Annotated in this window: 12 protein-coding genes and 1 pseudogene; 10 read left to right on the plus strand and 3 right to left on the minus strand. The window is 58.8% G+C overall.

Going from position 1 to position 14969, the window contains the following annotated elements; translation table 11 throughout:
* The 4 genes and pseudogenes from J2X71_RS37680 to J2X71_RS37695 all read left to right on the plus strand — a co-directional run.
* On the plus strand, positions 1–1360 hold a 1360-nt coding region (locus tag J2X71_RS37680; RefSeq protein ID WP_310390508.1), incomplete at its 5' end, for a calcium-binding protein.
* Positions 1361–2020: 660 nt separating this feature from the next.
* Positions 2021–3796, plus strand: coding sequence for a type I secretion system permease/ATPase (locus J2X71_RS37685; RefSeq protein WP_405049804.1), 1776 nt, complete (start codon positions 2021–2023; stop codon positions 3794–3796).
* Positions 3793–5091, plus strand: coding sequence for an HlyD family type I secretion periplasmic adaptor subunit (locus J2X71_RS37690; protein WP_310390509.1), 1299 nt, complete (start codon positions 3793–3795; stop codon positions 5089–5091). The genes J2X71_RS37685 and J2X71_RS37690 overlap by 4 nt, the downstream gene beginning before the upstream one ends.
* Positions 5092–5213: 122 nt before the next feature.
* A pseudogene (locus J2X71_RS37695) lies at positions 5214–5351 on the plus strand (transglutaminase-like cysteine peptidase); the annotation flags it as partial.
* Between the two features lie 99 nt (positions 5352–5450).
* On the opposite strand, the gene J2X71_RS37700 reads toward J2X71_RS37695, so the two are convergent.
* Positions 5451–6497 (minus strand): substrate-binding domain-containing protein, encoded by a 1047-nt coding sequence (locus J2X71_RS37700; RefSeq protein ID WP_310390510.1) that lies wholly within the window; start codon positions 6495–6497, stop codon positions 5451–5453.
* Positions 6498–6782: 285 nt separating this feature from the next.
* Between J2X71_RS37700 and J2X71_RS37705 the strand changes: the two genes are divergently transcribed.
* The 6 genes from J2X71_RS37705 (at position 6783) to J2X71_RS37730 (ending at position 12930) form a co-directional block, all read left to right on the plus strand.
* On the plus strand, positions 6783–7811 hold the full coding sequence (locus tag J2X71_RS37705) for a Gfo/Idh/MocA family oxidoreductase (protein ID WP_310390511.1): 1029 nt from the start codon (positions 6783–6785) through the stop codon (positions 7809–7811).
* A gap of 17 nt (positions 7812–7828) precedes the next feature.
* Positions 7829–8731, plus strand: a complete 903-nt coding sequence (locus J2X71_RS37710) for a sugar phosphate isomerase/epimerase (RefSeq protein ID WP_310390512.1) — start codon at positions 7829–7831, stop codon at positions 8729–8731.
* Between the two features lie 66 nt (positions 8732–8797).
* On the plus strand, positions 8798–10030 hold the full coding sequence (locus J2X71_RS37715; protein ID WP_310390513.1) for a sugar ABC transporter substrate-binding protein: 1233 nt from the start codon (positions 8798–8800) through the stop codon (positions 10028–10030).
* 106 nt (positions 10031–10136) lie between these two features.
* Positions 10137–11039, plus strand: a complete 903-nt coding sequence (locus J2X71_RS37720) for a sugar ABC transporter permease (protein WP_310390514.1) — start codon at positions 10137–10139, stop codon at positions 11037–11039.
* Positions 11036–11863, plus strand: coding sequence for a carbohydrate ABC transporter permease (locus tag J2X71_RS37725; RefSeq protein ID WP_310390515.1), 828 nt, complete (start codon positions 11036–11038; stop codon positions 11861–11863). Before J2X71_RS37720 ends, J2X71_RS37725 begins: the two co-directional genes overlap by 4 nt.
* Complete coding sequence (locus tag J2X71_RS37730) at positions 11860–12930, plus strand: ABC transporter ATP-binding protein (RefSeq protein ID WP_310390516.1); 1071 nt, start codon at positions 11860–11862, stop codon at positions 12928–12930. The genes J2X71_RS37725 and J2X71_RS37730 overlap by 4 nt, the downstream gene beginning before the upstream one ends.
* A gap of 130 nt (positions 12931–13060) precedes the next feature.
* On the opposite strand, the gene J2X71_RS37735 is transcribed toward J2X71_RS37730, so the two are convergent.
* Together J2X71_RS37735 and J2X71_RS37740 are read right to left on the minus strand one after the other, a co-directional pair.
* Positions 13061–13252 (minus strand): hypothetical protein, encoded by a 192-nt coding sequence (locus tag J2X71_RS37735; protein ID WP_192730951.1) that lies wholly within the window; start codon positions 13250–13252, stop codon positions 13061–13063.
* A gap of 106 nt (positions 13253–13358) precedes the next feature.
* Entirely contained in the window at positions 13359–14969 is a 1611-nt protein-coding gene (locus J2X71_RS37740; RefSeq protein WP_310390517.1) for a DHA2 family efflux MFS transporter permease subunit, read from the minus strand.

The raw sequence follows: 14969 nt of genomic DNA on the forward strand, positions 1-14969 counted from the left end.
CCAGCTTCTCGATGCCTATTCCGATCCGGGAGGCGCCGACCAGGAAAAGCATTTCGGGCTCTTTCGCCTGGATTATACGCCGAAGCCGGCAGCAACGGCGATCCACAATCTGACCGAAATTCTCGAAGATGACGGCGCGACGCAGGCGACTTTCAATCCGGGGACGCTCAACTACTCCATCAACGGACTACCGTCCACGGCGCGCAGCTATCTGACGGCGAAATCCGATGGAAGCTACCAGATCATCATCTGGAACGAGCCCGATATCTGGAACCAGACGACAGACAAGGCGATCCAGGCGGCGGCGACCGGTGTCACCCTCAATCTGGGCGGAGCTTTCGGGACGGTGCAGGTCTACGATCCGCTGGCGGGCGATACGCCCGTCAAAAGCTTTAGCAACATATCCTCCCTCAACCTGGACGTTGTCGACCATCCTATCATTATCAACATAGCCGCAGGCACCGGCGCCCGTCCGGAACCCGGCCACATCTACGGCGGCACCGGAGACGACACCTTCACGGTCACCTCCCCGACCGACATCGTCGATGAAAGCCGCGGCGGCGGGACCGATACCGTCATGTCGTCGATCAGCTTCAGCCTGGCGGATACTGCCCATGCGATCGGCGCCATCGAGAACCTGACACTGACCGGCAACGCCAACATCAACGCGACTGGCAATCAACTCGCCAACATTCTCGTCGGCAATTACGGAGCCAACGCCATGGATGGCGGCGCGGGCGCAGACAGCATGAAGGGCGGAGGGGGCGACGACACGTACAAAGTGGATTCGATGGGAGATACTGTCGACGAAACCAACGGGGGAGGTATCGATACCGTGATCGCTTCGGTTTCCTTCAATCTGTCGAATGCACGCGGCACCATCGAAAATGTCACACTCACGGGCTCCACGACCATCACTGCAACGGGCAACGCCGAAGACAATGTCCTGACCGGCAATAACGGATACAACTGGCTCACTGGCGGCGCAGGGAACGATCGACTCATCGGCGGCAACGGCAACGACGTCCTGAGAGGCGGGGCGGGCGCCGACACCTTCGTCTTCGACTTCAAACCCGGCGCCTACAATAATATCGACAAGATCGAGGACTTCTCGGAGAGCGCCGGCGACAAGATTGTGCTCGATCACGATATTTTCACAGCCATCGATCCAGCGAATTTTTCCGCCGGAAACTTCGTACTCGGCACCAAGGCTTTGGATTCGAACGACCGCCTGATCTACGATCAGAAGACCGGAAAGCTTTTCTATGATGCAGACGGAAGCGGGCGTGACGCGCCCCTACAGATCGCAACGCTTACCAATCTGGCGGCGCTTCATCACGACGATTTCCTGTTCCTCTGAGATCGGAGCCTGACGCCTTCGACCGGCGAAATGCGCGAAACTCGTTCCAGAGCGCATCGACGTCATGCGCTCTTCCAATGGCGGGGCTCCGATCACCCTTGTGGATCAAGGCAACGCACTTTGCGAAGGCACTTTCGAAGTGGCGCCGCCTTGCCGCCAAATTTCTCACGTGGCGGATCTGGCGACAAGCGCGGCCGGTTCGAGAAGATCTTTGCAAGGAGCGCAGGATGAGCATATTTTCTTTTCGAAAATAGCGCCGGACACGCGCGCGGGGGCCTCTGGAGCATGAGCACGCGTCGCCCGACTTGGATCTCGTCTCGCTCGTTTCGAGAGGAGATTATAGGCTTATCCCCAGGCATTTGGAACTCGAAAGCGATCGCCTGCAGATAAAGATCGATTATGGGGAGAACCTCTCTATTCTCGAAATCCTGCCGGGGCAGCCTACGCGGCCCTATCGTCAGCTTTCAGTCCCACTTTCTGGTCGGACGATTGCGGACGGTGCTCGCGCCGAGGTTTTGATGTCAGACAGGTGCAGTACAAGGCGCGCCGCAAAGAGATGATGATTGCTTAACCAATACTGTGAGTACCCAAAGCCTTCGCAAATTCTTGCCCTGATTCGCACATAGAGTTCGATCTGGGCGTTTAACGGAGCTTCGACATTTGAACGGACTTGGCATCTCGCCGGATCGGAAGGGCGGGAACAACCTCGCCGCAGATGCGATCGGGCGTAGCCGCGGCGGCTTGATCGCTGTCGCTATCGCAAGCGCGCTGGTCAACCTTCTTTATCTCACCAGCTCCTTTTTCATGCTGCAGGTCTATGACCGAATCATACCGAGCCGCAGCATCCCGTCGCTGATCGCGCTCGCGCTGCTAGCGCTGCTTCTCTACGCTTTCCAAGGCGCCTTCGATCTCGTGCGCGGGCGCATCCTCGTTCGTATATCGGGTGTCTTCGACGAAGTCATGAGCCGCCGCATCTTTAAGGCGACCCTAAAAGCGCCCCTCAAGGGCCAGGTGGCGGGCGACGGGCTTTCCGTGCTGCGGGATTTCGATCAGGTTCGCGGCTTCCTGTCCAGCCCCGGTCCTTCGGCCTTTTTCGATTTGCCCTGGGTGCCGCTCTATGTCGGCATCTGCTTCCTGTTCCATCCAGTCATCGGTATCATCACCGTCAGTGGCGCGCTGATCTTGACGATGCTGACCTATCTGACGAACCGCAGCTCACAGTCTTCAGCCAGGCAGGTCTACGAACTCGGGGCTGAAAGGAACGCACTGGCAAGCGCTGCTCAGCGCAATGCGGAGGTTGTTCAGGCTATGGGCATGGCGGACGAGTTCGCCGATCGCTGGTTGGCGCGCAACGATGCATACCGCGATGTCCAATGCAGCAATGCCGACACGGTTAACGGTTATTCGATCGTCTCGAAGATCTTCCGCATGGCGCTGCAGTCGGGCGTGCTTGCTGCCGGCGCCGTGCTCGTCATCGAAAACATGGCTTCGGGCGGGATCATTATTGCCGCCTCGATTCTCACATCGCGGGCATTGGCACCGGTCGAGCAGGCGATCGCAAACTGGAAGAACTTTGTTGCCGCTCAGCAATCCTGGAGCCGGCTGCGCCGGATATTAGCCTTGCTGCCTGAGCCCATGTCACCGCTTGCCCTGCCGTCGCCTTCTCATGAGCTTGCTGCAGAGGCTGTTTCGAGCGGTCCGCCAGGCAAGCAAGAGCTCATTGTAAAGGACATCAGTTTCACGCTGCGGGCCGGGAATGCACTCGGCATTATCGGACCGAGCGCTTCCGGCAAATCCTCGCTCGTGCGGACCTTGGTAGGGCTTTGGCCAGTATATCGGGGATCGGTGCGCATTGACGGTGCTGCTCTCGATCAGTGGGGCGATGCCTCGCTTGGACCCCACATCGGTTACCTGCCGCAGGATGTGGAGTTGTTCGCCGGCACCGTTGCCGAAAATATTGCGCGCTTTCGCAAAGATGCGAAGGCAGACGAAATTATTTCGGCAGCCCGCAACGCGGGTGTCCATGAGTTGATCCTGCGGCTGTCGAAGGGGTACGACACAGAAATAGGGTCGGGCGGATCCATGCTATCGGCCGGTCAGCGTCAACGTATTGCGCTTGCCCGTGCGCTCTACCGCGATCCTTTCCTCGTCGTTCTCGACGAACCGAATTCGAACCTGGACATGGACGGCGAGACGGCACTGGCCGGCGCAATATCAAGCGTTCGTCTGCGCGGCGGTATCGTTATCGTCGTCGCCCACCGGCCGAGCACGCTTGCGAGCGTCGATCTGGTGCTGGCGATGGGGGAAGGCCAAGCTGTGGCCTTTGGGCCGAAGGACCTGGTGCTTGCCAAGGTTACCCGCACCGACAATTTCACCGAGCAGCCAAAACAGGCGTCTTTGAAGGTCGTTGGAGAAAGTCCGGAGCAGAGCCGATGACGATGCAATCGCAACGCTCGTTGAACCGTCATATCCTCTCCGTCTGGGCGCTATCTGTCGCACTTGTCGGCGGCATGGGCGGTTGGGCCGCCTCGACAGCGCTTTCCAATGCCGTGGTCGGGCAAGGTACGGTCATTATCGACCAGAACGTGAAGAAGGTTCAGCATCTCACAGGCGGCATCGTCTCGGAATTGGTGGCAAGGGAAGGGGCTCATGTCCAGGCCGGCGATGTTCTCCTGCGTCTCGACAGCGCATCCGTTAGGGCCAATCTCGCTATCATCGACAGCAATCTCGCCCAGCTTTACGTGCGACGTGCCCGCCTGCAGGCCGAACGCATCGGCGCGACGGAGTTCTCCGCGAATGACATTGCCGCCGATGGCGTCGATATCACCGCCAGCAAGAGCCTGATAGACGGTGAGTTGCAGCTCTTCAACGCCCGCCAATCCTCGCTTATCGGCATGCGCAAGCAGCTGGAAGAGCGCAAAGCACAGCTTGCCGAGGAGATACAGGGCGAAACGCTGCAGCTCGCATCGATTGACGAAGCCACCCGACTTGTCGATCAGGAGTATGATGCCGCCAGGAAGCTCTACGACCAGCAGATCGTCACCATGCAGCGGGTCAACAGCCTCAAGCGCCAGCGTGTCGAGCTCGATGGAAATCGCGGTGAGCGCCTGGCGTCGCGTGCGCAGGCCGAAGGCAAGATTGCCGAGATCAATCTGCAGATTCTACAGCTCGATGAAGATCGCAGAACCGAGAATTCCAAGGACCTGACAGACATCGAGGCCAAGATTTCAGAGATGCAGGAGCGCCGCATCGCTGCCGTCGATCAGTTGAACCGGCTAGAGCTGCGCGCGCCGATGAGCGGCCGCATCTATCAGCTCACCGTCCACACCGTCGGCGGTGTCGTAAATCCCGGTGAAGTATTGATGCTGCTGGCGCCCGATCAGCGCGATCTCACTATCGAGGCAAAGATTGCCACGCGCGATATTGATCAGCTCACGCTCGGCCAAAAGGTTGACATTCGTTTCAGCGCTTTTGACCAGCGGACGACGCCGGAAGTGCAAGGCGACGTCGTGTCGATTTCGCCGGATGTCGTGACGGAACAGCGTAGCGGCGCCGAGTATTATCCCGTCCGCATCAAGCCAGAGCCGGCTAGCCTCGGGAATCTCACCAACATGACGCTTTATCCTGGCATGCCTGCAGAAGTCTTCATCAAGGTCGCTGACCGTTCCGTTATTTCCTACATGACGAAACCGCTGATGGATCAGATTAGCCACACTTTTCGCGAGCAGTGAATTTCCCCGCAAGGCTGCGCTGGCGATCAGATTTCTTTCGTGGTTGGCCGAACAATATCTTGGGGCTGCAGATGCCTCGGTCAACCGCGCAATCCGCCCGGTCATCACCGCTCTGATCAGGCGTTCTCGTCGTCAAGGCCGATCAAGGCGATCTGGTGCTCGACAACCGCTCAAACGCGATCAAGGGCTGGAAGGATACGGATCTGCGCTGGCTGATGATCCAGTCGGGCGACAACCCGCGGGTATGCTACGAACTTTGATTGAAATCTGCCGGCGCAGACGAAACCGGCGGCATAGGTGGTTTTGAGCGGAGTCGTTCGTCTCTCATTGAGAACATGGATAGAGTGACGCACCTTGCGTCACATTTCAGGTTCTCTGAAAAAAGCATCACTTTCCCCGGGCACAAGCTCCAGCGGCCAGATCCGGTTGCGCGCACCACTGCGGTGGATCTCCGAATAGGCAGGCATACTGGAAAGCAAGGTTTCGGCGAGCGCTGCACCAAGGTCGCGCAGCGACATCCGGAAGCAGGTGAGCGTCGGCTGCAGGAACTTGGCGCGAGGTTCCTCGCGAAAGCCGATGACGGCGAGATCGCGGCCCGGAACGATGCCGGCTTCGACCAGGCGGCGATAGAGGCCGATCGCCATCAGTTCATAAATCAGGATGATGGCCGTCGGTTTGTCTTCTATCAGCAGCAACTCGTCGCCAGCCTGGTAGCCGCCCTGTTCGCTTGATTTTACGCGGATCACCAGCTCCGGATCATATCTGATCCCATGCTTTTCCAGAGCCTTTCGATAGGCGTCCACGAAGACATACCCGAGATTGATTTCGCCTGACGGTGCGGCAATCGCGATGCGGCGATGCCCCTTGGCCACGAGCCGATCGACGGCGCAGGTCGCGACGCCTTCGAAATCAAGGTCGATCCAGGTGAAGTTACCGCCGCCGGAAGAGCTGCGACCGAGTGCGACGAAGGGAATTTTCGTTTTGATGAGCAGATCGATACGTTTGTCGATGCGTTGAGTTGCAGAGATAATCATGGCATCGACGACACGGCGCGCCACCATGCGCTTCAGATATTCGTAGGGGTCTTCGTCGCTGGGGCAGGGGAGCATGACGAGATCGAGCTTATGTCGCGAGAGCACGCTCTGTAGCCCGCCGGTGACGCCGAGGAAGAAGTTGTCGCTGTTTTCGACCGTCTCCTTGCTGGATTCAATCATCAGGCCGATGACGTTGGTCGTTCCCTGACGAAGGCTGCGGCCGGATTGATTGGCGACGTAACCGAATTCTTCGGCGGCAGCCAACACCCGCTTGCGTGTCTCCTCGTTGACATCGGCCTTGCCGTTCAGCGCACGCGAAACCGTCCCGATCGATATATCGAGATGTTCTGCGAGCTGGCGGATACCCTTCATCTGAGCGATCTTTCTTGCGATGCGATCATCTCATCTTATTGCCATGGGAAAACGTTTACGGAAAGCATTTGCCATGGAGGCGGGATGTATTTTTGCACGCTCCGAAAAAAATCTTGTTGCTGCATTGCCGAAGGTTTTGCCTAAGCGCCCGTTCGCATTGCGATTTTTCGCAGCATTTTGTCGAAATGCGCTGGCATTGACAGCAGCAAACGTTTCCGCTTAGTATCGTAAACGTTTACGGAAGGCGTTTCGGGAGGAATCTGAAGCGCACCGCTGGAGGAAATCGTGAAATTGAATGCCGTTCTGTGCGGGTGCGGAGCTATGTCTAAAGGCTGGCTGCGTGCTATCAAGGAAACGCCTGATCTTGCCGAGGCAATCGAGGTCGTCGGCCTCGTCGACGTCAATCCCGCTGCTGCCGAAAAACTTGCCGAGGAGTTCGGCTTGAGCACGGCTCGCGTCGGCACTGATCTTGCTGCCGTCATCGCCGAAACCAAGGCGGATATCGTCTTGGACGTCGTTGTCCCGACCGCACGTTTCAATGTCGTGTCAACGGCAATGAAGGCCGGTTGCCACGTGCTGAGCGAAAAGCCAATGGCGACTTCGCTTGCCGAAGGCGCAGCACTCATCGATCTCGCCGCCGAAACTGGCAAGATCCATGCGATCATTCAGAACCGTCGCTTCATTTCCGGTGTGCGCCGCCTGCGTCGCTTCGTCGAAAGCGGTGCAATCGGCGAACTGACCGGCATTCATTGTGACTTCTTCATCGCTCCCCATTTTGGCGGCTTCCGTGAAGAGATGGACAATGTCCTACTGCTCGACATGGCGATCCACACTTTCGATGCCGCCCGCTACGTGGCCGGCAAGAAGCCGCTCGCCGTCTACTGTGTTGAGCGTAACCCCAAAGGGTCCTGGTACCGGCACGGCGCCTCGGCCAATGCCACCTTCGAATTCTCTGACGATGTGGTCTTCACCTATCGCGGCTCCTGGTGTGCCGAAGGCGAACGCACGAGCTGGGAAAGCCAATGGCGGATCGTCGGCTCAAAGGGCATGCTGACCTGGGACGGTGAGGATGGCTTCAAGGCCGCCGTTTCAGGCAACGAGCCCGGTCTGCTTCATGGTTTTTCATCCGTCGAGGTTCCCGCACCTGAGCGTGCTGAAGAAACCCACGGTCATGCCAGCGTAATCGCCAGCTTCGTCGAGGCGATCCGCACCGGCAAGCGGCCGGAGACAGTCAGTTCCGACAATATCAGAAGCCTCGCCATGGTCTTCGGCGCGATCGAGAGTGCCAAGACGGGGCGTCGGGTTGAAATTTGAGCATAAGGATAGATGACGTGAGCAACCCCGCCAAAGCCATTCGCATCGGTACCATGGTCAGCGCCTCCAAGGGCGGCGCCGACAAGCGCATTGCCCAGATCGCCGATATGGGTTTCGAAAGCTTCGAGCCCTTCTTCTGGCAGACCACCAACGGCCAGAATCTCGCCGAACTCGGTAAGCGCAGCGTGGAGGCGATCGGCGATCGCGACATCACGATTTCAACACTCGGCATGTTCGGCAATCCGCTCGAAGAAACCGAGATAGACCTGCAGACGCTGCAGGGCTGGAAGGACTGCATCGACAACGCTCATCACTTCGGCGCCACTTGCGTTGCCGGCTTCACCGGTCGTATCCGCAACAAGCCGCTGACTGAGAGCCTGCCGCGTTACAAGCAGGTCTGGAGCGAACTCGCCAAGCGCGCCGCCGACAAGGGGATCAAGATCGCCTTCGAAAATTGCGCAATGGATGGCAACTGGGCGACCGGCGACTGGAACATTGCCCATAATCCCGATGCCTGGGAGCTGATCTTCAACGCGACGCCCGACGACAATATCGGCCTGGAATGGGAGCCGTGCCATCAGATGGTCTATCTGATCGAGCCGCTGCCACAGATCCGCAAATGGGCGAGCAAGATCTTCCATGTCCACGGCAAGGATGCGACCATCCGCTGGGATGTGATCAAGGAACACGGCATCTTCGGCAAGGAAAAGTTCGTCTTCATGCGCACGCCGGGCTTCGGCGACAGCAACTGGACAGACATCATTTCCGAACTGCGGCTTGCCGGCTGGTCCGGCTCCATCGATATCGAAGGCTGGCATGACCCGGTCTATCGCGACGCCCTGGAAATGACCGGTCAGGTCTATGCACTGAACCATCTGAAACATGCCCGGGGCGGCGATTTCGTCGTCGATCCGGTGTGAGTGAATATGGTCGGCGTGGAGGAAATCGCCGGCCACTTTAATGGATAACCACAAAGGAGGAGAATCATGGCTATCCGTAAATCCGTAATTCTGGGCGCGCTGGCGCTCGCAGGCGTCTCGCTCTTCGGCCTGTCTGCCAAGGCGGAAGACGTCAAGCTGACGCTCTGGTCGCTGGACAAGGACACCCAACCGGCGCCGAACCTGGTCAAGGAATTCAACGACCAGCATAACGGCATCACCATCGAATATCGCCTGATCCAGTTCGATGACGTCGTCACCGAAGCGATGCGCGCCTATGCCACCGGCCAAGCGCCCGATATCATCGCCGTCGACAATCCTGAGCATGCGCTGTTTTCGTCTCGCGGTGCCTTCCTCGATATCACCGACATGATCAAGAATTCGAAGGTCATCAAGCCTGAGAACTATTTCCCCGGACCACTGAAGTCGGTCGAGTGGGACGGCAAATATTTCGGCGTGCCGAAGGCGACGAACACGATCGCGCTCTACTACAACAAGGACATGTTCAAGGCGAAGGGCCTCGATCCGAACAAGCCGCCGCAGACCTGGGACGAACTTGTCGAGGATGCTCGCAAGCTGACCGATCCGGCCAAGAACGTCTATGGTCTTGCCTTCTCGGCAAAGGCAAATGAGGAAGGCACCTTCCAGTTCCTGCCCTGGGCGCAGATGGGCGGCGGCAGCTACGAGCACATCAATGCCGATGGTGCGGTCAAGGCGCTCGAAGTCTGGAAGACGATCATGGACGAGAAGCTTGCCTCGCCTGATACGCTGACCCGCGGCCAGTGGGATTCGACCGGCACGTTCAATTCCGGCAATGCCGCCATGGTGATCTCCGGTCCCTGGGAGCTGGACCGCATGGTTCAGGAAGCCAAGTTCGATTGGGGCGTAACGCTGCTGCCGGTTCCGAAGGAAGGTGCAGAGCGCTCTTCGGCAATGGGCGACTTCAACTGGGCGATCTTCTCGACCAGCAAGCATCCGGCTGAAGCCTTCAAGGCACTCGAATATTTCGCCTCGCAGGACGACAAGATGTTCAAGAACTTCGGCCAGCTGCCGGCCCGTTCCGACATCTCCATCCCGGAAACCGGCCAGCCGCTGAAGGATGCTGCCCTCAAGGTCTTCCTCGAGCAGCTGAAATACGCCAAGCCCCGCGGTCCGCATCCGCAGTGGCCGAAGATCTCCAAGGCGATCCAGGACGCCATCCAGGCTGCACTCACCGGCCAGATGAGCCCGAAGGACGCGCTTGATCAGGCTGCCGACAAGATCAAGGCAGTGCTCGGCTAATATCCGCATCACCGGATGGCCACCGGCCATCCCACCCTTTTCCTCCCGGCAGGGGCTGTCTCCCGCGAAAGCGCCAGGCAGCCCCGTTCGGAGCATCGGAGGACCCATGAGAAGGATCCTTTCCAGCGTCAGAGATGGCCGCGGTTTCGATATCGTGCTTGTCGCCTTTCCGCTTGGCTTTCTGTTTCTGATGGCAGGTCTGCCGCTCATCTACAACGTGGTGATGAGCTTCCAGGAGGTTGACATGTTCAGTCTCGGCACCTTCTCGCGCCCCTGGGTGGGCCTCAAGAATTACACGGATCTTTTCGCGCAGCCGGAAACGCTGCCGATCCTCTACAATACGGCGATCTTCGTCGTCGGCTCGATCGCCGGCCAGTTCCTGATCGGCTTCGGCCTGGCGCTGTTCTTCTGGGTCAATTTCCCCGGCGCATCCTGGCTGCGCGGTCTCTTCCTCGTCTCCTGGGTCATGCCCGGACTTGTCGTCGGTGCGATCTGGAACTGGATCCTCTCGGGCGATTTCGGCGTGCTGAACTTCATCCTGAAGGAAAGCGGCATCATCTCCGGCAACATCTTCTGGCGCTCGGACCCGCATTATTCGCTCTACGCCGTCATCATCGCCAATATCTGGCTTGGCACGTCCTTCAATATGATCCTGCTGTCCGTCGGTCTCTCCGGCATTCCAGGCGATCTCTACGAGGCTGCCGAACTTGATGGCGCCACGGCCTGGCAGCGCTTCTGGACGATCACGCTGCCGATGATGCGCTCGACAATCGGCGCCATCATCGCGCTCGGCCTGATCTTCACGCTGCAGCAGTTCGATCTCTTTGCCGCCATCACTTCAGGCGGGCCGAACAACTCCTCCAACGTCACGCAATACTGGGCCTGGGATTTGTCTTTCCGCCAATATGATTTCGCCAAGGGCGCGACCATTTCCGTCATCATGATCGTCTTCGTGATGTTCGCCTCTGTCGTCTACGTCCGCTCAACCCGCCATGAGGTGCGCGGATGAGCGAGGCTGCACGCAATCGCCTGATGCTCGTGATCGCCATCATCATGGCGGCGATCTATCTTTTCCCGCTCTATTGGATGTACATCACCGCGCTGAAAAGCGGCTCGGAGATGTTCGCCACACCCCCGAGCTTCTGGCCGGCCTCGCCGCAATGGAGCACCTATGCCTATGTCTGGGAAAGCCGGAGCATGGGGCTCTATCTCTGGAACTCGCTGGTGATTGCGATCGGCGCGGTCGTCATCATCACCGTGCTCGGAGTCGGCTGTTCCTATGTGCTGGCGCGCTATCGCAATGTCTGGGTGGATATCGGCCTCTTCCTGATCCTCATGCTGCAGGTTCTGCCGGCTTCGCTGATGATCACGCCGATCTTCGTCGGCTTCTCTCAGATCGGCATGCTGAACTATCCAAGGCTTGCCGTCATCATCGCCATTGCCGCAAAGAGCATGCCGTTCTTCGTGGTGCTGGTGAGGGCCACCTTCATGGCGGTTCCGATGGAGCTCGAAGAGGCTGCCCTCGTCGACGGCAATTCACGTGTCGGCGCCTTCTTCAACATCGTACTGCCGCTTGCCCGCAACGGCATTCTGGTTAGCGCCATTCTCATCTTCATGCAGGCCTTTGGTGAGTTCGTCTATTCCAAGTCGATGATCCAGGCGGCCGAGCTTCAGCCGGCGAGCGTCGGGCTCAACTCCTTCATGGGACCGAACACCAATGAATGGAACAACATCATGGCCTACGCCACGATGTATGTAACGCCGATCCTTGCCATCTTCGTTCTTTTGCAGCGCCGCATCGTATCCGGCCTCACTTCGGGAGCCCTCAAATGACCCCTCAGATCGAGCTTGCCGGCGTCAACAAACACTACGGCGCCTTCCATGCCCTGAAGAATATCGACCTGTCCATCGCCAAGGGCACTTTCGTCGCGCTCGTTGGCCCTTCCGGCTGCGGCAAGTCGACCCTGCTGCGTTCGCTCGCCGGGCTGGAAACCATTTCCGATGGCAGCCTGAAGATTGCCGGCGAGCTGATGAACGGAGTGCCGCCGCGTAAACGCGATGTCGCCATGGTATTCCAGTCCTATGCGCTCTATCCGCATATGACCGTTGAGGAAAACCTCACCTACAGCCTGCGCATGCGTGGCGTTGCAAAGGCGGAGGCGAAGAAGGCAGCCGAGGAGGTCGCGGCAACCACAGGCCTTTCGCATCTGCTGAAGCGCTATCCGCGTGAGCTCTCCGGCGGCCAGCGCCAGCGCGTCGCCATGAGCCGCGCCATCATCCGCCACCCGAAGGCTTTCCTCTTCGATGAGCCGCTATCCAATCTCGATGCGGCCCTGCGCGTCCATATGCGCAAGGAGATCCGCGCGCTGCACGATCGTCTGCATGCGACCTCGGTTTATGTGACGCATGACCAGATCGAGGCGATGACCATGGCCGATCATGTCGTCGTCATGCGCGATGGTATCATCGAGCAGCAGGGCAGGCCGCTCGACCTTTACGACAAGCCTGCCAACAAATTCGTTGCCGGTTTCATCGGCTCGCCCGCGATGAACTTCATTCCGGCGATTGCCGGCGAGGATGGAAAAAGCCTGACGCTCGATCTCGGCGCGCTCAGGCCACAGATCGCCATCGACCATCAGATCCAGCCAGGTCGCAGGGTCACCGCCGGCATCCGTCCGGAGCATATCGGCATCACCAATCAGGGGCAGGGGAGCTTTGACGTTCCTGTCGCGGTCGTCGAATCCACGGGTTCCTCGACCTTCATCACTGCTGCGACGACACCCGAAATGACGATCGTCGAAACGGGCAGGGGATCGGTTCAGCCGGGCCAGGCGATCGGCGTCACCGTCGATCCGACGCAGGTACATCTCTTTGACGAGACGAGCGGCGTCAGAATTTGAGATCTGGTTTCGAACTGATTGGTTCCCGCAGCAGCCTAATGCGGGACACCGCGCGACCATGACTTATCAGGGATAGATCTGATTGCCATATTCTCGGCCGCCATTATCGTCGGCCGAGCTATTGTCGTGCTTATCGAGCGAGCGAAGCCGGCGCCGCTTGCTTGGCTGCCACCTCTGTATCGTGCGGTCGTTCGTCGGAGTTTGCCCATACGGCCACAGCAAGTCCTGCGACGATAAAGTAGGGCAGTTTGCTTGAAAGCTTGAGCTTGCCGGAAACGGCATTGCCGCGGGTGCATTCAAAGCCGGACATTTCTGGGGTCATCAGTACCTGTCTCGTGTGAACATCACGTCGCAAACATAGTACATGCAACGATTCGAATGAACCCCCAGATTAGGGGATATACAAGAAGTTGCTGACACCAGGCAGATCAGTGTCCGCCCTGATGGCCCGAACCCTCACCAAGGTCGATCTTGCGCAGGATGAAGGCGAGCGGCAGAACTGCGAGCGATAGCCACATCAGTGTGTGGAAAACGTCGATATAGGCGAGATAGCTCGCCTGGGTCTGCACCTGCTGGCCGATCCAGGCCATAGCCTGCGATTGGGCATCGATCGCTCCAGTTCCTCTATGGGCAAAATACTGGGTCGCGCCCTGCAGGGTGTGGTTGTAGGTGGGATCGGAGGGGATGATGTGCTCGACCAGCCGGCTCTGATGCCACTGTTCCCGGTGGGCGAGCACGTTTGAGGCGATCGCAACGCCGATCGAACCACCAGTGTTTCGCGCTGCATTGATGAGGGCCGATGCCTGGTCTGTCTGGTCGGGCCTCAGGCCATCATAGGAGGCTGCAGTCATCGGGATGAAGATCAGCGGCAGGCCGAGGCCGAGATAGATGCGCGACCAGACGAAAAAGCCGAAGTTCAGATCGGCATTGAGCCGCGTCATGTCATACATGGCGGCTGCAATGATAGCCGTGCCGATGGCGATCAGATATTTCGGCTGGAACTTGTTGGAGATCCGTCCCGCCACGAACATCATGAACATTGTTACCAGGCCGCCGGGCGAAAGCGCAAGGCCAGCCCAGGTCGCCGTATAACCGAAATTCTGTTGCAGGACCTGCGGGATGAACTGGGTCGTGGCGATCAGGATCGCGCCCGTCGCCAGCATGACGATGAAACAGGAACCGAATTGTCGGCCTGCCAGCAAGCGCAAGTCGACGACAGGATTGGCCGTTTTCATCAGCCATGGGATCGCAAGAAGAAAAGCTGCGATGCAGATTGCCGTGGCGGCAATGATGAAGTTCGAGCCGAACCAGTCTTCCGTCTGGCCACGGTCGAGAACCAGTTCGAGTGCGCCCAGAAAGGTCGCGACCAGCAGGAAGCCGACAATATCGAAACGCACGCCTTGCCGGCGCATCCGTGCGCGTTCCTGGCGCAGTGAATCCGGTTCGTCCACGAGAAAGTAGACGAGGATGAAGGCGAAAAGGCCGACCGGTCCGTTGATCAGGAAGCACCAGTGCCAGGAGAAATTGTCAGAGAGGTAGCCGCCGAGCGTCGGGCCGACCACGGGAGCGACGACCACGGCGACGCCGAACAGGGCAAAAGCCTGGCTGCGCTTCGATGGCGGGAAGGAATCGGCGAGGATCGATTGGGAGATCGGCACCATGCCGCCGCCCGCAAAACCCTGGATCATGCGGAAAATCAGCAGGGATTCCAGGTTCCACGCAAGGCCGCAGCAGAGAGAGGCAATGGTGAAGGTCGCAAGGCACAGAAGGTAGAAGCGTCGTCTCCCGTAACGTTTGGCAATGAAGCTGCTGGCGACGAGAATGATGGCGTTGGAAACGAGATAGGTCGTGACGACCCATGAAGCTTCGTCGGCGCTGACGGCAAGACCGCCGGAGATGTAGCGCAGTGCCACATTGGCAATCGTCGTATCCAGGACCTCCATGAAGGTCGCGAGCGAAACGACCAGCGCGATCAGCCACGGATTGGCAACCCTGGCACCGGATGCCGGCGTGCCATCCGCTGTTATGGCATCACTCAT

Origin of the sequence: Rhizobium sp. 1399 (genome assembly GCF_031455475.1) — a bacterium.
In the GTDB taxonomy this organism is placed as follows: Bacteria; Pseudomonadota; Alphaproteobacteria; order Rhizobiales; family Rhizobiaceae; genus Rhizobium.